The organism is Rhizobium sp. N324 (assembly GCF_001664485.1).
Lineage (GTDB): Bacteria > Pseudomonadota > Alphaproteobacteria > Rhizobiales > Rhizobiaceae > Rhizobium.
The window spans coordinates 4,372,201-4,391,770 of sequence record NZ_CP013630.1 but is presented as its reverse complement, the minus strand read 5'-3'; the positions used below and the strand labels follow the sequence as shown (position 1 = coordinate 4,391,770).

Genomic DNA, 19,570 nt, shown 5'->3' with positions numbered 1-19,570 from the left:
TGTCCACCAGATTTGGCGGGTGGGGCGAAAGGCGCTTGCCTGCAACATACCAATTCCACGGCCGCTCTCCTATATTGACGATCCACCTGCATGCCAAAAAGGAATTTCTCCGATGTCTTCTCCCCGTGATTTCAATCCGGCGCTGGTCAACTGGGACGGTCTTCACGGCCTGCCACGTTTCGATGCTCTCGATGACGGCGATTTCGCCGCCGCCTTCGAAGCGGCGCTCGCCGCCCATGAAAGGGAGATCGACGAGATCGCCGGAAACGGTGAGGCGCCGACATTCGATAATACCGTCACGGCGCTGGAGATTGCCGGCGATGCGCTGTCGCGCGTTTCGGCGCTGTTCTGGAACAAGGCCGGCGCGCATACCAATGATGTGATCCAGGCGCTGGAGCGGGAGATCTCGCCGAAGATGTCGCGCCACTATTCGAAGATCGGCATGAATGCCGCGCTCTTTGCGCGCATCGACACGCTCTGGGAAAAACGCGAGAGCCTCGGCCTGACGCTCGAACAGACACGCGTGTTGGAGCGCCACTGGAAAGGTTTCGTCAAATCGGGCGCCAAGCTCGAGAAGGCCGAGCAGGAGAAACTCGCCGCGATCAATGAAAAGCTTGCCGGTCTCGGCACGCAATTCGGCCAGAACGTGCTGGCCGACGAGAAGGCCTGGGCCCTGGTACTTTCCGATGGGGCCGAACTCGACGGGCTGCCGGAATTCCTGCGCGACGCAATGGCCGCGGCGGCGCGCGAACGCGGCGACGAGGGCAAATATGCGGTGACGCTGTCGCGCTCGATCATCGAGCCGTTCCTCACCTTTTCGGAGCGCCGCGATCTGCGGGAACAGGCTTTCAAAGCGTGGGTGGCGCGCGGCGAAAATGACGGCGAGACGGACAATCGCGGCGTCATCAAGCAAACGTTGGCGCTGCGCCATCAGGTGGCGAGCCTGCTCGGTTACGGCAATTTCGCCGAGCTGAAGCTCGACAATACGATGGCGAAGACGGCGGATGCGGTGAACGACCTGCTCAAGGCCGTCTGGGCGCGTGCGGTGAAACGCGCCGGCGAGGAGGAGGCCGGTATATCAGCGCTGATCGCCGAGGAGGGGCGTAACCACGAGGTGATGCCCTGGGACTGGCGCCACTACGCCGAAAAGATCCGGGCGCGGAAGTTCGATTTCTCCGAAGCCGAACTCAAGCCCTATCTGCAGCTGGAGAAGATCATCGAGGCCTGCTTCGACGTGGCCCAACGGCTGTTCGATATCCGCGCCGTCGAGAAGAAGGACGTGGCCGCCTATCACCCGGATGTCAGGGTGTTCGAAATCAGGGATCGCGAAGACCGGCTGGTCGCGCTGTTCCTCGGCGATTATTTCGCCCGCGGCTCGAAACGATCAGGCGCCTGGATGAGCTCGCTGCAATCGCAGCACAAGCTCCAACTGAAGAATGGCCGCCACGGCGAGCTGCCGATCATCTACAATGTCTGCAACTTCGCCAAGCCGGCCGAGGGCAAACCGGCGCTGCTGTCGCTCGACGATGCCCGCACGCTGTTCCACGAATTCGGCCATGCGCTGCACGGCATGCTGTCGAACGTCACCTATCCTTCCGTGTCCGGCACCGGCGTCTCGCGCGATTTCGTCGAACTGCCGTCGCAGCTCTACGAGCATTGGCTGACGGTGCCCGATATACTGAAGCGTTATGCCGTGCATGTCGAAACCGGCGAGCCGATGCCGCAGGCGCTGCTCGACAAGGTGCTGGCGGCGCGGACCTTCAATGCCGGCTTCAACACCGTCGAGTTCACCTCGTCGGCGCTTGTCGATATGGCCTTTCACACGCGGGAGGCAGTCGCCGACCCGATGGCGGTGCAGGCGGAGGTGCTGGCCGAGATCGGCATGCCGAAATCGATCGTCATGCGCCATGCGACGCCGCACTTCCAGCACATCTTTTCCGGCGGTTATTCGGCCGGTTATTACTCCTACATGTGGTCGGAGGTGCTCGATGCCGACGCCTTTGCCGCCTTCGAGGAGACGGGCGACGCCTTCAACGGCGAGATGGCGCGCAAACTCAAGGAAAACATCTATTCCGTCGGCGGCTCGATCGATCCGGAAGATGCCTACAAGGCCTTCCGCGGCAAGCTGCCGAGCCCGGATGCGATGCTGGTCAAAAAGGGACTTTCGACCTTCGAGGAATTGACAGGCAGCGACGCCTAAGACAATTTGATGACACGCTTCGATGCGGCATGGCGGCAGCCATGCCGCAGCTTTTGCGCGTTCCCCTCTTTCGCAAACGCAAAAAAAACTGTATGGACGCCCCAAACCAATAGGCGCGTCCTCAAGAGCGTGCGCCGCAGCCTCAGAGATTTCACATATGGCACTTCGCAATATCGCGATCATCGCGCACGTCGACCATGGCAAGACGACCCTGGTGGATGAGCTTCTCAAGCAGTCCGGCTCGTTCCGCGAAAATCAGCGCGTAGCCGAACGCGTGATGGACTCGAACGATCTCGAAAAAGAACGCGGCATCACCATTCTCGCCAAGGCGACCTCGGTCGAGTGGAAGGGTGTCCGCATCAACATCGTCGATACCCCCGGCCACGCCGACTTCGGCGGTGAGGTCGAGCGTATCCTCTCGATGGTGGATGGCGCGATCGTTCTCGTCGACTCCTCCGAAGGCCCGATGCCGCAGACCAAGTTCGTCGTCTCCAAGGCGCTGAAGGTCGGCCTTCGCCCGATCGTCGCGATCAACAAGATCGACCGTCCGGACGGCCGCCACGAAGAAGTCATCAACGAAGTCTTCGATCTGTTCGCCAATCTCGATGCGACCGACGAGCAGCTCGACTTCCCGATCCTTTACGGTTCGGGCCGCGACGGCTGGATGAACGTCAATCCGGAAGGGCCGAAGGACGAGGGTCTTGCGCCGCTTCTCGACCTGGTGCTCAAGCATGTTCCGGAGCCGACCGTCGAAGAAGGCCCGTTCCGGATGATCGGCACGATCCTCGAAGCCAACCCCTTCCTCGGCCGCATCATCACCGGCCGCATCGCATCGGGCTCGATCAAGCCGAACCAGGCCGTCAAGGTTCTCGGCCAGGACGGCAAGCTGATCGAAACCGGCCGCATCTCCAAGATCCTCGCCTTCCGCGGCATCGAGCGCACGGCGATCGACGAAGCCCATGCGGGCGACATCGTCGCGATCGCCGGCCTCTCCAAGGGCACCGTCGCCGACACCTTCTGCGATCCTTCCGTCTCGGAAGCCATGAAGGCGCAGCCGATCGACCCGCCGACCGTCACCATGTCCTTCATCGTCAACGACAGCCCGCTGGCGGGCACCGAAGGCGACAAGGTGACCTCGCGCGTCATCCGCGACCGTCTCTTCAAGGAAGCGGAAGGCAACGTAGCCCTGAAGATCGAAGAAGCCGAAGGCAAGGATTCGTTTTACGTCTCCGGCCGCGGCGAACTTCAGCTCGCCGTTCTCATCGAAACCATGCGTCGCGAAGGCTTCGAGCTTGCCGTGTCGCGTCCGCGCGTCGTGATGCACAAGGATGAAAGCGGCCAGCTTCTGGAGCCGATCGAGGAAGTCGTCGTCGACGTCGACGAAGAACATTCCGGTGTCGTCGTGCAGAAGATGTCGGAGCGCAAGGCCGAAATGGTCGAGCTGCGTCCGTCGGGCGGCAACCGTCTTCGCCTGCGTTTCTACGCACCGACCCGTGGCCTGATCGGCTACCAGTCGGAACTGCTGACGGACACCCGCGGCACGGCGATCATGAACCGGCTGTTCCACGACTACCAGCCCTATAAGGGTGTGATCGGCGGCCGCGTCAACGGCGTGCTGCTCGCCAATGCTTCCGGCGAAGCCGTCGCCTACGCGATGTTCAACCTGGAAGATCGCGGCCCGATGATCATCGAGCCGGGCGAAAAGGTCTATGCCGGCATGATCATCGGCATCCATACGCGCGATAATGACCTTGAAGTGAACGTCCTGAAGGGCAAGCAGCTGACCAACATCCGCGCCGCCGGCAAGGACGAAGCGGTGAAGCTGACGCCGCCGATCCGCATGACGCTCGATCGCGCGCTTTCCTGGATCCAGGAAGACGAGCTGATGGAAGTGACGCCGAAGAATATTCGTCTGCGCAAGATGTATCTCGACGCAAACGACCGCAAGCGTTTCGAAAAGTCCAAGGCGGCCCTCTAAGAGTTTGAAGCCTTCCCTTAAAACCCCGGCCTTGGCGCCGGGGTTTTTTATTGTGCGCTGCGCTGATTCCGACTTGTGACAATCGTTAAAAAAGCGTTAAATTTTATCTGTCGTCCACATATCAAGTCTGTGGGCAATCGATCACGATGCGCTGGCCGCATATGGTTAATTGCCTTTGGCGGGACCAGAGTAAACGTTATGAAGACGTTGTCGATCGATGTTCGGCGGGCCGAACCGCACGATGCCCGAGCCATATCGGAAACGCACAGGCTCGCCTGGCAGCACACTTACGCAGGCATCATTCCGCATCGCGCCCTGACGCAGATGATCGAACGCCGCGGTGAAAACTGGTGGCGCAAGGCGACGCGCGGACCGGCGACGCTCCTGGTTCTCGATGTCGCCGGAACGGTTGCCGGCTACGCGACGCTCGGCCTCAACCGCGCCCGCGCTTTGCCGCAGGAAGGCGAAATCTACGAGCTCTATCTTCGGCCGGAATATCAGGGCATCGGTCTCGGCCGGATGCTGTTCGGCGAGGCGCGCCGGCTGCTGAAGTCGCTCGGCTGCAACGGGCTGGTCGTCTGGTGCCTTGAGGAAAACGAGACTGCCGGCCGCTTCTACCGCCATCACGGCGGTGTCGATTTCTGCGAAGGCATGGAAAATTTCGACCACAAGCAGCTGAAGAAGATCGGCTTCATCTGGAACTGACCGGCCTGGTCGGCAGTCGCCTGTCCCTATTCGAAAGTTTCGATCTGTTTGCGCCGATGCCATCACGCATTGGTGATGTCAAATGTTGCGTTGCCGCATGAAACTGATTATCTGGCTGCGAGCAATTCAACCTCGCGGGAGTTCCTATGCGCATCGACGCCATTTCCATCGGTAATAATCCACCTGAGGACGTCAACGTTATCGTCGAGGTTCCGGTCGGCGGCCATCCCATCAAGTATGAAATGGACAAGGAAGCCGGCACGCTGGTCGTCGATCGTTTCCTCTATACGCCGATGACCTATCCGGGCAATTATGGTTTCGTGCCGCACACGCTGTCTGAGGATGGCGACCCGATCGACGTGCTGATCGCTAGCACCCGCCCGCTGGTTCCGGGCTGCGTCATCAATGTGCGCCCGATCGGCGTGCTGAAGATGGAAGACAATTCCGGCAAGGACGAGAAGATCATCGCCGTGCCGTCGCCGAAGCTGACGCTGCGCTATGAGAAGGTGAAGGACTATACCGACCTTCCCGAGATCACGCTGAAGCAGATCGAGCACTTCTTCGAGCACTACAAGGATCTGGAACCCGGCAAGTGGGTGAAGATTTTCGGCTGGGGCGATTCCCAGGAAGCCGGCCAGCTCATCCTCGAAGCGGTCGAGCGCGCCAAGAAGACGAAAGGCTGATTGTTCAGCCTAACAAGGTTTCGAGCTTTTTTGCCAAATCCTCCGGGTCGCCCTCGATCCGGAGGATTTTTTTACGCGCGGTGTCGCCGGCGACGAGGCTGATGCTGGATTTGGGGATGCGCAGCGATTGGGCGACAAGAAGGATCAGGGCCTTGTTGGCCTTGCCCTTTTCCGGGACCGCGGTGACGCGCGCCTTCAGGTGCGTTTCGCCCTCGCCGTCGGCCTCGATGCCGTCGATCGCGTCACGCCCGCCATTCGGGGTCAGCCGAACGGCGAGACGGAGATGGTCATCGAACTGCCTCCAGGGACGGCTCAAGCGACCAGCGGGTACAGCGTTGTCCAAAGCAAGGTGCGCAGGAAGAAGATAATCAGCAGCAGGATAATCGGCGAAATGTCGATGCCGCCAAGGTTCGGCAACCGGCTGCGGATCGGCTTCAACACGGGTTCGGTGACGTTATAGAGGAATGTGCCGACCGAATTGACGAACTGATTGCTGGAGTTGATAACGTTGAAGGCATAGAGCCAGGAAAAAATGGCACTGGCAATCAGGATCCAGGTGTAAATATTCAAAGCCAAATCAATGGTTTGAAACAGCGCAAACATCGTCTTCTCCAAATTCGTTGTTGACAGACATGTAGACATTGGCGACTAAACGAGCAAGTGCCGTGTGCAGACGCATGGCAAATCTTGTTTAACGGGCGGCCCGCAACCATTCCGGCCTCCGCTTCCTCGGACAACGCCCATGTCGTTCTCGCCCACCGGAGACCGTTTTGCCGCGTTCCGGCATTCGTCCTACACGCGGTTCTTTTTCGCGCGCTTCCTGCTGTCCTTCTCGCAGCAGATCGTCAGCGTCGCGGTGGGATGGCAGATGTACGACCAGACGGGCAAGGCGATCTATCTCGGCCTGATCGGTCTTGTGCAATTCCTGCCGTCGCTGCTGCTCATGCTGGTCACCGGTTCGGTGGCCGACCGGTACAATCGCCGGGCGATCGCAGCGCTCTGCTCGCTGGTCAGCGCGCTCTGCACGCTGGCGCTGCTGGTCATGACTGTAATGGGGACCTTCACGCCGCTGCCGGTTTTCGCGGTGCTTCTGGTCTTCGGCATCGAGCGCGCCTTCATGTCGCCGGCGGTGCAGTCGCTGGCTCCCAATCTGGTGCCGGAGCAGGATCTTTCCAATGCGATCGCCTGGAATTCTTCGTCCTGGCAGCTCGCGGCAATCACCGGGCCGGTGATCGGCGGTCTGCTATACGGCGTCAGCGCCACGACCGCCTATACGGTGGCGGTGATCTTTTCCGTGCTCGGCGCGGCTCTTCTCTACATGATCCCGAAGCCGGAGCAGAAGATGACGGGCGAGACCAAGAGCTGGGCGATGATCCTTGGCGGCTTCAGTTTCATCCGCGCCGAAAAAGTGGTGCTCGGGGCGATCTCGCTCGATCTCTTCGCGGTGCTGCTCGGCGGCGCGACGGCGCTGATGCCGATCTTTGCCCGCGATATCCTGACGCTCGGCCCCTGGGGGCTCGGCCTGCTGCGTGCCGCACCGGGGCTCGGCGCCATCGTCATGGCGATCTTCCTCGCCGCCTATCCGCTGAAGCACCGCGCCGGCATTTACATGTTCATCGGGGTTGCGCTGTTCGGACTGGGAACGATCATCTTCGGCATCTCGACCAACACCGAAGTTTCGATCGCGGCGCTGGCGCTGATGGGGGCAGCCGACATGGTGTCGGTCTATGTGCGCGAAAGCCTGATTGCGCTCTGGACGCCCGATCAGCTGCGCGGCCGCGTCAATGCGGTCAACATGGTCTTCGTCGGCGCTTCGAACGAACTCGGCGAATTCAGAGCCGGCACGATGGCCTCGATCTTCGGCGCGGTGCCGGCGGTCGTTATCGGCGGTATCGGGACTTTGGCGGTCGCGGCGATCTGGGCTTCGAGTTTCCCGAAATTGCGGCGGATCGATACGCTCGACGCGCCCAGCACGTGAGATCGCGCGTGCTGCCGGATACGCAGAACTCTACGCGGGAAGTGTGATCGGCGAGGCTGTTTTCGCCGTCTTGCCTTCGAAGACGATATCGAGGAATTCGGTCAGCCAGGCTTTCAGCGGCGCGTCGAACAGCATGCGGCCTTCGAGGTGTTCGCGGCCCTGCTGGGCGTTCGGCAGGATGAAGCGATGCGCGCCGTGCACCACCCAGCGATGCATCATCACCCGGGTCAGTTCGGCATGGAATTGCAGGCCCCAGGCATTGCCGTCATAGCGGAAAGCTTGGTTCGGGTAGGCATCGCCTTCTGCGAGCAGCTCGGCGCCGTGCGGCAGGTCGAAGCCTTCGCGGTGGAAATGATACACCATCTTCGGCCAATGCATCAGCAGACGGCCCCGCTCTGTCGGCCTTAACGGATACCAGCCGATCTCCGTCGAGCCGTCGGCATTCGGCTGAACTTTGCCGCCGAGATGACGCACCAGCAGCTGCGCGCCGAGGCAGATACCGAGATAGGGGCGTTTTTCCCGCAAGGGGATGTCGAGCCAACCGATCTCCTTCTTAACGAAGTCGTCGGGATCGTTGGCGCTCATCGGCCCGCCGAAGACGACGGCGCCAGCATGGTCTTCGAGCGTCGTCGGCAGCGGCTCACCGAGAACCGGGCGGCGGATATCGAGGCGGTAGCCCTTTTCGACGAGCAATTGGCCGACACGGCCGGGGCTCGACCGTTCCTGATGTAGAACGATGAGGATCGGGCGGCTGTCGCGTTCCGGCTTTTGCTCAGTCGCTGTCATCTTGCGCAACCCGAACATCCGTCACCCTGGCGGCGGCCTCCTGCCGCTTCTGGATGCGTTCGCGCGAGGAGACGCCGAGCAGATCGGCGATACGCCAGATCACATGGTCCTCCATTTCGCTGCGTTCGCCATCGGCATAGACGATGTCCCAGAGAATGCCGATCAGCTCCAGCCGCTGCTCGGTATTGAGATGGCGTTTCAGGTCGGCGGTGAAGCGGTAATAATCGACGGCAGTGCTTTCGGCCTCCAGGCCGGCAGCCATCAGGGCATCGAGCTGCTTGCCGTCGAGCGCATATTGCTCCTTCAACAGCTTGCGCAGCCGCTTCTTCTCGCTGGCCTTGATCTGCCCGTCGGCCTCCATGACCTGCATGCAGAGCGCTGCCACCGCGATGCGCGGATCATCCGGGGCGAAACCTTTCTTTGGGCGGTCGGCGGTGAGATTCTGGAAGAATGCCTGAAAGCGTTCGAACATGCGGTTTTCGTTCCATTTCAGAAAAGGCGGAGCCGTGTCTTGGGTTCCGGTTCCACCCTGGGGTCGCGAACGCCGGGATCATCCGGCAGGCCGCCAAAGAAAGGTTTCGCTTCGCCCGGTGCCGGCGCCTTGTCGCTGACGGGTTCGGCGGGCTTCGGTTTTGCCGGTGCTGGTGCCGGCGTCGGGCGCACAGCCTCGGCAATCGTTGCGGCGCGTTCCAGTTCGATGATGCGATGGTCGTTGACCGGGCTTTCCGGCCTGACGTCGCGCAGTGGCGGCAAGGTCTTCAGAGCGGTTTCGATGGGCGGCACTGAGCCGTCTTCGAGCGGCCCCTCGATCTGGCCGAAGGGCGCCTTCCATTCGAAGGCGTCAAGGCGGCCGGTCACCGGCGATACCGGCAGCCATGTGTCCGACACGAAACCATCCGCCACCCAGGCCGGATCACGCGGGGCTTTCAGCGCCTGGGCCAGCCAGTGGCGCACGCGGCCCTGGTCTCCGGTCTCGGCCTCCTCGATGTCGGCCAAAAGCAGGAAAGCGGCTTCGCGCGGCTGCATGCGCGCCGCGGCTTCCGCCTTGGTGCGGGCCTTGGCGAATTCCTGCGCGTCGAGTGCGGCCTGGGCGACGACGAGAAGGGATTCGACATTGTTCGGGCGCAACGCTTCCAGACGCTCGGCGCGTTTCAGCCGGTCGAGGGTGGAATCGCCGCTGCGGGCTCGGACATAGGCCTGGCCGATCTCGGGATGCGGTGCCGATCTCCATGCCTGTTCGAGGATCGAGGCGGCCTTGCGCACGCCGCCTTCGCGAAACAGCGCCTTTGCGGCAATGAGGGCGGCCGGAATGAAATCGGCGGCAAGCTTCAGCGCCTGCTGCGCGTCGTCGCGGGCACCCGTCGGGTTGCCTTCCAGCTTCTCGCCGGCGCGCGCCGTCAGGAGGACGGCGTGCAGACGGTTGGCGTCGGCCTTTTCGACGACACGGGCGGCCTTCTGCTGTTCGAGCAGGCGGATCGCATCGTCCCAGCGGCCGGCCTGGCTGCGATATTCGAGCGTCGCCTGCGCGGCCCAGGGCAGATAGGGGGCGTTGTCGGCAGCCTTTTCGGCATATTGGCGGGCGGCCTCGTTGGCGCCGAGGCGGCGGGCCTCCAGATAAAGGCCGCGAAGGCCGAGCTCGCGTGTCTCGGGATCGTTGGCCATCGCCTCGAATTTGGCGCGCGCCTCGTCATGGCGGCCTTCGATCAGGGCGGCCTGGGCCTCGAGCAGGTTGATCAGCGGCTCCTGATCGGCGCGGATGAGGCCGCGCGAGCGGGCGGCCATCTTGCGGGCGAGCAGCGCATTGCCGGCGCCGGCGGCGATCAGGCCGGTCGACAGCGCCTGATAACCGCGGTCGCGCTTGCGGGCGCGGAAATAGCGGGTGACCGAATGCGGCGAGGTCCAGACCAGGCGGATGAACCACCAGACGATCATCACGGCGGCGATCAGAGCGATGATCGCGCTGACCGCCACGATCAGCTTCGTCTGGTAGATCTGACCCTCCCAGATCAGCGAGAGGTCGCCTGGGCGATCGGCGAACCAGGAGAAGCCATAGGCGAGAAGCAGCACGAAGAGGGCGAAGGCGACAAGGCGGATCAGCATGGTCTCATCCCTCCTTGCCGGTGCCGGAAACGGCTTTCGACAGCGCCCCGCCGACCAGTTCCTCGACGCGGATACGCGCCTCGAGCGATTGCTTGAAGGCGGCGGACGCCTGCTTGCCGGGAGCCGGCAGATTGTTCCATTCGGCGGAAGCACCGGGCAGATCGCCGCTCTTCACTTTGTCCTCCATGCGGGCGGCGATGGCTTCGACGCTGTCGCCCTCGATATTGCCGACGGGGCGGACTGACACCAGCGACTTGGCGCTCGACATTAGCCGGTCCGACCAGCTCTCGTTCGGATCCGGCTGATTGACGGCTTCGACGATCGCGGTGGCGACATCGGGAACCTGGCGCGTGAGTTCGGCGCGCGAGGGAATGCCGGTCTCGGCAAAGCCGCGGAGGTCGGCAACGGCGGGATCGTCGGGGGCGACGCCGGCGAAAGTATCGAGTTCGGCCAGGAACGGCCCGCCGCGATCGATCGCGGCCTTGAGGGCGGCCGCCGCGATCGCCCGGGCGACGGCGACATCCTCGCGTGGCTCGTTCAGTTTCTTCTCAGCCTCGTCGAGACGCTTGGCGATATCGGCGCCGCTCGTCGTCTGCTGCTCGGAAGACTGGGCGAGCGTGGCGCGCAGCTGGTCGACCTGACCGGTCAGCTCGGCAATTTTCTGGTTGAGTGCCTCGACATTTGCCGAATCGGCCGGTGCGGCGGCGGTGGGCGCCTTGGCTGTCGTTTCCAGCGCGGCGATACGCTTTTCAAGCGCGCTGTCATCTGCGCTCGCCGGATTGGCGGCGAGGTTGGCGACGGTCTGTTTCAGGCCATCGATCTCGCCGGAAAGATCGGCGATGTCAGGCGAGGCTGTCTGCTGCACGGAGGAGCCCGGGAGATAGCCGGCATATTGAATGGCGCCGGCGCCAAGCAGCGCCACCAGGCCGCCGAAGATGCCGGCAGCGATGAGACCGGAGGTGCCAGCTCGCCGCGGCTGTTCGGGAGGAGGCGTGAAGGCAGGCTCGGGGGCGGGCTTCTTCTCGTGCACATCCGTTCCGGGCTGGTTCTCGTCTTCGGCTTTTTCCTGTTCGATCCGCTCATCTTCGACCTGCGGCGCAGCGTCGGCTTCAGGTGTCACGCCGGCATCGGCGGGGCTGTTGTCGGCGTCGCCGACATCATTCTCGACCGGCTTTTCGGTATCGGCTGCAGAGGCGAAATCCTGTGCTTCGAGGTCGATCGTGACCGGCTCGTCGGCGCTCTTCGAATGGCGTGGCGGGTTTCCGGATACCATGAGGTCCTCTTTATCCTGCATTGCAACGAAACTAGACAGTGATGCCAATTAAGGGAAGAGGTTAGATCAAATTTGGGCGGCTAAAGCATTCAAAGCAGCGACAAAAGACTTTTCTCATCCGGCATCGGCGCAATCGCCGCATTTTTTTTCAGCGCCGCCGGGATGGCCTGCGCCACCGCCTCGCTGAGGCAGAGAAGGCGGATTCCGCTTCCTACCGACAGGGCCGAGCGAAGTTCCGCCACGCTGAAAAAATCCTCGGCCGTCTGCCGGGAATAGAAGAGAACGGCCTGCGGCGGCGTGGCTGCGAAGATCGCCTCGATCTCGGCCGGGTTGGGGGCGACAGGCTGCATGCGATAACATTCGGCGACCGAAAAGCGGATGCCATGTTCACGCAATCCTGCCTCGAATGTTTCCGCACGCGGCGTGCCGGCAAGGTAGAGCAAGCCGTCCGCTGCCTGCGCGGCGACGAGCCCGGCGAGATCGCCCCCGTTGCCCCGGGATGAAGCGACCGATCGGAAGCCGAGGCGGCGCGCAGCATCCGCCGTCGTCTCGCCGACGGCGAAAAGCGGGCGGGCAAGATGCGGACGAAGGCGCTCGCCGAGCGCGGAAAGGACCCGGACGGCTTCGGCGCTGGTCACCGCGATTGCGCCGCTGGTTCCCGCAAGTGCTGTTGCGGCTGCGGCGCTGTCGTGCAGCGGCTGGCGCAGTGGCAGCAGCAAGGGCTCGTGGCCCATATCGCGCAAATGTTGTGCGGTTTTCTCAGCCGAATGCGCGGGGCGGGTGACGAGCACGCGCATGGCCGCGTCAGTGCCAGTCGTCGAAAAAGGCGCTGCCGGCCCTGGCGCGCACGTCCTGGCCGGCGCGGGTGCCGAGTGCCGCCGCATCGCGGCGGTGGCCGTCGGTCGTCACCGCATGCTGGCTGCGGCCGTCGGGGGTGATGATGAGGCCGGAGAAACGGATCAGATCGCCTTCGCAGACGGCATAACCGCCAATCGGCGTGCGGCAGGAGCCGTCGAGCGCGGCGAGGAAGGCGCGTTCGCAGGAGACGGTGTCGAAGGTCGCGAGATCGTTGACCGGCGCCAGCAGATCGTCGACCCGGGTGTCGCCGATGCGGCTTTCGATGCAGATCGCCCCCTGCGCCGGCGCCGGCGGGAAGGTATCGGGGTCGAGGATATCCGTGATAACCTCGACCTTCCCGAGCCGTTTCAGGCCGGCAAGGGCCAGCAAGGTCGCGTCGACCTGGCCCTCTTCGAGCTTGCGCAGGCGCGTTTCCACCAGGCCGCGGAAGGTCACGACATTGATATCGGGCCGCATGCGGCGGATCAGCGCCTGACGGCGCAGCGACGAGGAACCGACGGTGGCGCCATGCGGCAGGTCGATCAGTTTGGGCGCGGTGCGGCCGATGACGGCATCGCGGATATCTTCGCGAGGCAGATAGGCGGAGAGATGAAGGCCGTCCGGCAGGTGGGTCGGCATATCCTTGGCGGAGTGCACGGCAAAATCCAGCTCGCCTGACACAAGCTGCTGTTCAAGCTCCTCGGTGAACAGGCCCTTGCCGCCGATCTCGGAAAGCGATCGGTCGGTGATGCGGTCGCCCTTGGTCGTCAGCACGACGATCTCGAACATCTCCTCAGGCAGATGATGCGCCGCCATCAGCCTGTCGCGGGCCTCATGCGCCTGGGCAAGCGCCAGCGGGCTGCCCCGCGTGCCGATCCGAAAAGGTTTTGTTTGCATCCGCTCAGTTCCGTTGTTACCGGAGTTCTCGTAAACGGGTTTCCATCCCATCGCAATCAACGAACAGGCCTCATGGTTCCCTTTATGCGCATCCTTGGCATCGAAACGAGCTGCGACGAGACCGCCGCCGCCGTCGTCGAACGCGATGCTGAGGGGCATTCCAACGTGCTGTCCGACGTGGTGCTGTCCCAGCTCGACGAGCATAGCGCCTATGGCGGCGTGGTGCCTGAGATTGCCGCACGCGCCCATGTCGAGGCGCTGGATGAGCTGATCGAGGAGGCGCTGAAGCGCGCCAATGTGTCGCTTGATGAGGTCGACGCCATCGCCGCCACGTCGGGGCCGGGGCTGATCGGCGGGCTGCTGGTGGGCTTGATGACCGGCAAGGCGATCGCCAAGGCCGCCGGCAAGCCGCTCTATGCAGTCAACCATCTCGAAGGCCATGCGCTGACGGCGCGGCTGACCGACGGACTTGCCTTTCCCTATCTGATGCTGCTCGTCTCCGGCGGCCATACCCAGCTCATCCTGGTGCGCGGCGTCGGCGAATATGAACGCTGGGGCACGACGATCGACGATGCGCTCGGCGAGGCCTTCGACAAGACGGCAAAGCTGCTCGGTCTGCCCTATCCCGGCGGTCCGGCGGTGGAACGCATGGCGCGCGACGGCAATCCAGACCGCTTCGCCTTCCCGCGGCCGCTGGTCGGCGAGGCGCGGCTCGATTTCTCCTTCTCCGGCCTGAAGACGGCGGTGCGGCAGGCGGCACAGGATATCGCGCCGCTCAGCGATCAGGACGTGGCGGATATCTGCGCCTCGTTCCAGAAGGCGATCTCGCGGACGCTGAAGGACCGCATCGGCCGCGGCCTGCAGCGTTTCAAGGCGGAATTTGCAGCGACTGGTGAAAAGCCGGCGCTCGTCGTTGCCGGCGGTGTCGCCGCCAATCTCGAACTGCGCGGCACGCTGCAGGCGCTCTGCGACAAGAACGGCTTCCGCTTCATCGCGCCGCCGCTCAGCCTCTGCACCGACAATGCGGTGATGATCGCCTGGGCGGGACTGGAGCGGATGGCTATCGGTATTGCGCCTGATCCGCTCGACGTCCAGCCGCGCTCGCGCTGGCCGCTCGATTCCAATGCGGAAACGCTGATCGGTTTCGGAAAGAGGGGAGCCAAGGCATGAGCGAAAAGATCGCCGTGGTCGGATCCGGGGCTTTCGGAACGGCGCTCGCCGCCGTCATCGCCCTTGCCGGCCGCAGCGCGGTGACGCTTGTCGGGCGCAATCCGTCGCTGATTTCAGATCTGAAGGCCGAACGGCTGCATGATGCGGCGCTGCCCGGCATCTACCTGCCCGATACGCTGGAATTTGCCGCCGAGGCGGAGGCGATCGCCGGCGCCTCGATCGTGCTATTTGCGATGCCGTCGCAGGCGCAGGCCGATGCGGCCCGGCAATACGGCCCCTATCTCTCCAAGGATGCCGTAGTCGTCACCTGCGCCAAGGGCATCGAGCGGGCGACCGGCAACCTTCTGACCGACATGCTGGAACGGGAACTGCCCGACCATCCCATCGCCGTGCTCTCCGGCCCGGGTTTTGCCGCCGATATCGCCAAGGGTCTGCCGACGGCGATGGCGATTGCGGCTGAGGATATCGAGGTCGCCGAGCGGCTCGCCCAGGCGATATCCGGCCGCACCTTCCGGCTCTATGCGTCCAGCGACCGCATCGGCGTGCAGCTCGGCGGCGCGCTGAAGAATGTGCTGGCGATCGCCTGCGGCATCGTCGAGGGTGGCGGCATCGGCGATTCCGCCCGTGCGGCGCTGATTGCGCGCGGGCTGGCGGAAATGTCGCGCTTCGTCGTCGCCAAGGGCGGGCAGGCCGATACGGTGCGCGGGCTTTCCGGTCTCGGCGATCTGGTGCTGACGGCGACCAGCCACCAATCGCGAAACCTGCGCTTCGGCATTGCGCTCGGGCGCGGCGAAAAGGTCGATCCGCTGCAGGGCGCGCTGGTGGAAGGCGCGCTTGCCGCCTCCGTCGCCTCGCGGCTTGCCGCCGAGCTTTCGATCATCATGCCGATCACCGACGCCGTTTCCGCCATCATCGACGGCAGGCTCGATATAGCCGAAGCGATCGAGCAGCTGATGACGCGCCCAATCACCACCGAATAGGAGACAGACATGCTTTTCGCCCTTCTCTGCAAGGACAAGCCGGGCCATCTGAACGTGCGCATGGAGACGCGTCCGACGCATCTCGAATATTTAAACAGCCTGAATGCCGAGGGAACGCTGAAGATCGCCGGCCCGTTTCTCGATGACGAGGGCAAAGCCTGCGGCAGCCTGATCATTGTCGAAGCGGAGACGAAGGAGGCGGCGCGGGCGCTGGCCGATGCCGATCCTTATGCCAAGGCCGGGCTGTTCGAAAGCGTCGAGGTGAAGGCCTACAACTGGGTCTTCAATAAGCCGGAGGCGTGAGGCATGGCGCACTGGCTCTACAAATCCGAACCCGCCTCCTGGTCCTGGGAGCAGCAGAAGGCTGCCGGCGAAAAGGGCACGGAATGGACCGGCGTGCGTAACTATCTGGCGCGCAACAACATGCGGGCGATGCAGATCGGCGACAAAGGCTTCTTCTACCACTCCAATGACGGGCTGGAGATCGTCGGTATTGTCGAAGTCTCCGCCCTGTCGCAGCCCGATTCCACCGCCAAGGGCGACCCGAAGTGGGATTGCGTCCATATTCGCGCCGTCATGGACATGCCGAAGCCAGTGACGCTGAAGGATGTCAAGGCGAGCGAAAAGCTCGCCAAGATGTCGCTCGTCACCTCCATGCGCCTTTCGGTGCAGCCGGTGACGGATGACGAATGGGCCGAAGTCTGCCGCATGGGCGGGCTGGACAATCCGCCGCGTTGAAGACCGACCCGGAAGCCTTCATCCGCGCCAACACCAGCGTGATGGCGCCGCCGCACGTGCCGGAGATTTCACTCCATCTGGCCAGCGAAGCGCATGAACTCTGGCTGAAGACGGAGGAGGAGCTGGAGGCGATCGGCCTGCCGCCGCCCTTCTGGGCCTTCGCCTGGGCGGGCGGCCAGGGACTGGCGCGCTACATCCTCGATCACCGGGAGATGGTGCACGGCCGGCGCGTGCTGGATTTCGCCAGCGGCTCCGGCCTCGTCGGCATTGCGGCCGTCATGGCCGGCGCCCTTGAGGTCACGGCCTGTGATATTGATCCCTGGGCGGAGGCCGCAGTCCGGCTGAATGCGCAGGTCAATCACGTTTCGCTCGGGTTTACCGGCGCCGACCTGATCGGCCAGGCCGTCGATGCGGATATCGTGCTTGCCGGCGACGTCTTCTACGACAGCGCTTTCGCCGCTGCGCTCGTTCCCTGGCTCGCGACGCTGGCGGCCGACTGCAAATTGGTGCTGGTCGGCGATCCCGGCCGCAGTTATCTGCCGCGAGACCGGTTGGAATTCTGCGCGGTTTACGAGGTGCCGGTGACGCGTGCGCTTGAGGACAGCGAAATCAAGAAGACGACGGTGTGGCGGTTCGCTCCCTAAATCGGATCGACATTCAGGATTCGATCTTTCGCGATCGCCCGGACCAAAAGAAATCAGCCGGCGATCAAAGCGGCTTCATACACCATCGTCGCGGCGGCAAGATCAGCCAACGCCGTTCCGACTGCCTTGTAGAGAGTGATTTCATCGTTGGACGCCCGTGCTGGAATATCCCGACGACACAGCTCGTCAAGTGTCGCAAGCACCGCATCCGTAGAAATGACGCCGGCCCTGATCGGCTGAACCAGATCGCCTGCTTCGTGAAGGGCTTCGTGAGTGTCGATGTAGACCGATGAGCGTCGAAGAGCCTCGTCATCGGCCTCGCGCATCGCCGGGGTGAAGCCGCCGATGAGATCGATATGGGTGCCCGGCCGCAGCCATTCGCCCCGGATAAGCGGTGCCGTCGCCAGCGTCGCTGCGCTGACGATATCGGCTTGCCGCGCCGCGATTTCCAGATTCGTGACGGCAGTGGCCTGGAGCCCCTTTTGCCGCAGGTTCTGCGCCAGCCGTTCCGCATTGGCGGGATCGATATCCCAAACATCGACATGCGCGATCGGCCGGACGGCGCGGTAGGCATCGGGTATGAGGCTCGCGACGCGGCCTGCTCCGATCACCAGCAGACGGCGTGCGTCCTGCCGGGCAAGATAGTCCGCAGCAAGGGCCGATGCCGCTACCGTGCGGCGCGTGGTGATCGTGTTGCCGTCAAGTAGCGCAAGCTGCGTCCCGGTCCGGCCGTCATAGAGTATGTAAGTCGAGGTCAAACCGGGAATGCCGTATACCGTGTTGCCGGGAAAGACGGTAACGATCTTGATGCCAAGGTAGCGTTCCGACCGGTGCGTTTCATGCCAGGCCGGCATCAGAAGCAGCGTCGCATCCGGCTCGCCGCTATTGGCTAGCGTGTGGTGATGCCGCACCGGCACAACACAGCCTTCGACAAATGCTTGCCGCAGGGTCGCGACCAGCGCGCTGAATGGCAGGAACTCGCCCGTTGTCTGGGCATCGAGAATACGGATTTTTGTGTCGGTCATTGAAGCGATCTCTCAGTAGGTTTTGACTGCTGGATAAAGCGAGTTCTGTTTGACTGAACCAGAGTAGCGCCTGAGCTGCGTCGCTGCTGCGCGGCGCGCTATCTTTTCAACCGGCATCGGCTCTTTGGACACTCCGTTGCGATCGGAATGCGGAGAAACTCGGCACCGCTCAGCCAAACGCAGCTTTCTTCTCCAGAATTCTGGCGTATTGCGTAAGCGGATAGCACAGGGCGAAGAAGATCACCGCGACGAGGCCGTAGACCTTAAAAGGTTCGAAGGTCGCGTTGTTGATGGCGTTCGCGGTTTTCAGCAGTTCTTCGAAGCCGAGGATCGAAGCCAGTGCGGTGCTCTTGATCAACTGGACCAAGAACCCGACAGTCGGCGCGCGCGTGATCCGGAAAGCCTGCGGCAGGATGACAAGGCGAAGTTCGAGGAGACGATGCAAGCCCAGGCTGGCTGCGGCGTCCCATTGCCCGCGTGGCACCGCTTCGACGCCGCTCCGCCAGATTTCCGCAAGATAAGCGCTAGCATAGAACGTCAGGCCGCAGACGGCGGCGGTCCATGACTCGATCCGGAAGCCGAGCATCGGCAGGCCGAAGAACATCAAAAAGAGCTGCATGAGGAGCGGCGTTCCCTGAAACAGGGCAATATAGCCGGACGCGAAGCTGCGCGACCAGCGCGTTTTCGATATCCGTGCCGACAGGATCGCCAAGCCAATGATGGCGCCGCCGGCAAAGGCTGCGAGCGAAAGCAGCAGGGTCCAGCGTGTCGCGAAGACAAGATTGCGCAGAATGTCCCAGAAGGTGAACTCAATCATGCCAGACCGGCTCCCAGAAAACGGCGTTTCCCGGCGAAAAGGAGCCGGCGAAGTGCGGCGGACATCGAAAGGTAGATCAACGTCGCCACCAGATAGGTCTCGAAGGAGCGGAAGGTGCGCGATTGAAGCAGATCGGCCTCCTGCGCCAGCTCGCGGACGGATATTTGCGAAACCACCGCCGATTCCAGCATCATGATGATGATCTGGCTCGTCAGCGCCGGGAAAATGATGGCAATCGCTTGCGGCAGGATGATTTTGAAGAACACCAGCCGGGGCCTCAGGCCGAGTGCCTGCGCCGCCTCCTTCTGGCCTCTCGGTATGGCATCGAGCCCGGCCCCGACCACCTCGATCGTGTAGGCGGCCATGTTGAGGGTCATGGCAAGAACTGCGGCAGAGATCGGATCGAGGCGAATGCCGAGGCTAGGCAAGCCAAAAAAGATGAAGAACAGCTGTACCAGGAATGGCGTATTACGCATGACTTCCACATACAGGCCGACGACCTTGCGCAACCATGGATAAGGTCCCCGGCGCGCGGCCGCGCCGAGAATGCTGAGAACGATCCCAAGGACCGATGTGGAGGCCGTCAATGCAAGCGTCGTGCCTGCACCATAAGCCAGAGCTCCCATTCCGTCCCAAAGCCAATTGAAATCGAGGCTGTATCTCATCGGTTGTCCTTTGGGGCCGAATGATCTGGGCCGGGTCGGCCCGAAATCTCGATCCGTCTCTCAATCAAAGAATTGGAGCATGACGCCACCGGAA

The 19,570-nt window shown here is 63.0% G+C and carries 21 protein-coding genes; 10 read left to right on the top strand and 11 right to left on the bottom strand.

Going from position 1 to position 19,570, the window contains the following annotated elements; genetic code table 11:
- Positions 1-112: 112 nt before the first annotated feature.
- The 4 genes from AMK05_RS21135 to ppa all read left to right on the top strand — a co-directional run bounded on the left by AMK05_RS21135 (position 113) and on the right by ppa (position 5,566).
- The gene (locus AMK05_RS21135; RefSeq protein WP_064841000.1) at positions 113-2,200 is read left to right on the top strand and encodes a M3 family metallopeptidase; all 2,088 of its coding nucleotides are present in this window, start codon (positions 113-115) and stop codon (positions 2,198-2,200) included.
- Between the two features lie 157 nt (positions 2,201-2,357).
- Positions 2,358-4,178: a translational GTPase TypA gene (gene typA, locus AMK05_RS21130; RefSeq protein ID WP_064840999.1), complete on the top strand. Its 1,821-nt coding sequence runs from the start codon at positions 2,358-2,360 to the stop codon at positions 4,176-4,178.
- Between the two features lie 198 nt (positions 4,179-4,376).
- Entirely contained in the window at positions 4,377-4,883 is a 507-nt protein-coding gene (locus AMK05_RS21125) for a GNAT family N-acetyltransferase (protein ID WP_003582861.1), read from the top strand.
- A 146-nt stretch (positions 4,884-5,029) separates the two neighbouring features.
- The gene (ppa, locus tag AMK05_RS21120) at positions 5,030-5,566 is read left to right on the top strand and encodes an inorganic diphosphatase (protein WP_064840998.1); all 537 of its coding nucleotides are present in this window, start codon (positions 5,030-5,032) and stop codon (positions 5,564-5,566) included.
- A 4-nt stretch (positions 5,567-5,570) separates the two neighbouring features.
- Here ppa and AMK05_RS21115 read toward each other — a convergent pair whose 3' ends face one another.
- Positions 5,571-5,882 carry a DUF167 domain-containing protein gene (locus tag AMK05_RS21115; protein ID WP_064840997.1) on the bottom strand — a complete coding sequence of 104 codons (312 nt, stop codon included), beginning with the start codon at positions 5,880-5,882 and terminating at the stop codon, positions 5,571-5,573.
- On the bottom strand, positions 5,879-6,169 hold the full coding sequence (locus AMK05_RS21110) for a YggT family protein (protein WP_003543619.1): 291 nt from the start codon (positions 6,167-6,169) through the stop codon (positions 5,879-5,881). The genes AMK05_RS21115 and AMK05_RS21110 overlap by 4 nt, the downstream gene beginning before the upstream one ends.
- Before the next feature lie 139 nt (positions 6,170-6,308).
- Here AMK05_RS21110 and AMK05_RS21105 point away from each other — a divergent pair, with 139 nt between their 5' ends.
- On the top strand, positions 6,309-7,544 hold the full coding sequence (locus tag AMK05_RS21105; RefSeq protein WP_064840996.1) for an MFS transporter: 1,236 nt from the start codon (positions 6,309-6,311) through the stop codon (positions 7,542-7,544).
- Between the two features lie 30 nt (positions 7,545-7,574).
- Here AMK05_RS21105 and AMK05_RS21100 read toward each other — a convergent pair whose 3' ends face one another.
- The 6 genes from AMK05_RS21100 to hemC all read right to left on the bottom strand — a co-directional run bounded on the left by AMK05_RS21100 (position 7,575) and on the right by hemC (position 13,437).
- Positions 7,575-8,348 (bottom strand): glutamine amidotransferase, encoded by a 774-nt coding sequence (locus AMK05_RS21100; RefSeq protein WP_064840995.1) that lies wholly within the window; start codon positions 8,346-8,348, stop codon positions 7,575-7,577.
- Entirely contained in the window at positions 8,317-8,802 is a 486-nt protein-coding gene (locus tag AMK05_RS21095; RefSeq protein WP_064840994.1) for a tellurite resistance TerB family protein, read from the bottom strand. Before AMK05_RS21095 ends, AMK05_RS21100 begins: the two co-directional genes overlap by 32 nt.
- A 17-nt stretch (positions 8,803-8,819) precedes the next feature.
- Positions 8,820-10,430, bottom strand: a complete 1,611-nt coding sequence (locus tag AMK05_RS21090; RefSeq protein WP_064840993.1) for a heme biosynthesis protein HemY — start codon at positions 10,428-10,430, stop codon at positions 8,820-8,822.
- A 4-nt stretch (positions 10,431-10,434) separates the two neighbouring features.
- A complete protein-coding gene (locus tag AMK05_RS21085) occupies positions 10,435-11,724 on the bottom strand; it encodes a COG4223 family protein (RefSeq protein ID WP_171899813.1) in 1,290 nt (429 codons plus the stop codon).
- 68 nt (positions 11,725-11,792) lie between these two features.
- Positions 11,793-12,500 (bottom strand): uroporphyrinogen-III synthase, encoded by a 708-nt coding sequence (locus AMK05_RS21080; RefSeq protein ID WP_064840991.1) that lies wholly within the window; start codon positions 12,498-12,500, stop codon positions 11,793-11,795.
- Positions 12,501-12,507: 7 nt separating this feature from the next.
- Complete coding sequence (gene hemC / locus AMK05_RS21075) at positions 12,508-13,437, bottom strand: hydroxymethylbilane synthase (protein WP_064840990.1); 930 nt, start codon at positions 13,435-13,437, stop codon at positions 12,508-12,510.
- 72 nt (positions 13,438-13,509) lie between these two features.
- Here hemC and tsaD point away from each other — a divergent pair, with 72 nt between their 5' ends.
- From tsaD to AMK05_RS21050, 5 genes are read left to right on the top strand one after another with little or no spacing between them, the layout of a single operon-like run.
- Positions 13,510-14,607 (top strand): tRNA (adenosine(37)-N6)-threonylcarbamoyltransferase complex transferase subunit TsaD, encoded by a 1,098-nt coding sequence (gene tsaD, locus AMK05_RS21070; RefSeq protein WP_064840989.1) that lies wholly within the window; start codon positions 13,510-13,512, stop codon positions 14,605-14,607.
- Positions 14,604-15,587: an NAD(P)H-dependent glycerol-3-phosphate dehydrogenase gene (locus tag AMK05_RS21065; RefSeq protein WP_064840988.1), complete on the top strand. Its 984-nt coding sequence runs from the start codon at positions 14,604-14,606 to the stop codon at positions 15,585-15,587. Before tsaD ends, AMK05_RS21065 begins: the two co-directional genes overlap by 4 nt.
- A 9-nt stretch (positions 15,588-15,596) precedes the next feature.
- Entirely contained in the window at positions 15,597-15,890 is a 294-nt protein-coding gene (locus AMK05_RS21060; protein ID WP_064840987.1) for a YciI-like protein, read from the top strand.
- A 3-nt stretch (positions 15,891-15,893) separates the two neighbouring features.
- Positions 15,894-16,325: an EVE domain-containing protein gene (locus tag AMK05_RS21055; protein ID WP_049733437.1), complete on the top strand. Its 432-nt coding sequence runs from the start codon at positions 15,894-15,896 to the stop codon at positions 16,323-16,325.
- Complete coding sequence (locus AMK05_RS21050) at positions 16,322-16,969, top strand: class I SAM-dependent methyltransferase (protein ID WP_064840986.1); 648 nt, start codon at positions 16,322-16,324, stop codon at positions 16,967-16,969. The genes AMK05_RS21055 and AMK05_RS21050 overlap by 4 nt, the downstream gene beginning before the upstream one ends.
- A gap of 53 nt (positions 16,970-17,022) precedes the next feature.
- On the opposite strand, the gene AMK05_RS21045 is transcribed toward AMK05_RS21050, so the two are convergent.
- The 3 genes from AMK05_RS21045 to AMK05_RS21035 all read right to left on the bottom strand — a co-directional run bounded on the left by AMK05_RS21045 (position 17,023) and on the right by AMK05_RS21035 (position 19,476).
- Entirely contained in the window at positions 17,023-17,994 is a 972-nt protein-coding gene (locus AMK05_RS21045; protein WP_064840985.1) for an ornithine cyclodeaminase family protein, read from the bottom strand.
- Between the two features lie 169 nt (positions 17,995-18,163).
- A complete protein-coding gene (locus AMK05_RS21040; protein ID WP_049733440.1) occupies positions 18,164-18,811 on the bottom strand; it encodes an amino acid ABC transporter permease in 648 nt (215 codons plus the stop codon).
- Positions 18,808-19,476, bottom strand: a complete 669-nt coding sequence (locus AMK05_RS21035) for an amino acid ABC transporter permease (RefSeq protein ID WP_049733441.1) — start codon at positions 19,474-19,476, stop codon at positions 18,808-18,810. Before AMK05_RS21035 ends, AMK05_RS21040 begins: the two co-directional genes overlap by 4 nt.
- Positions 19,477-19,570 lie beyond the last annotated feature (94 nt).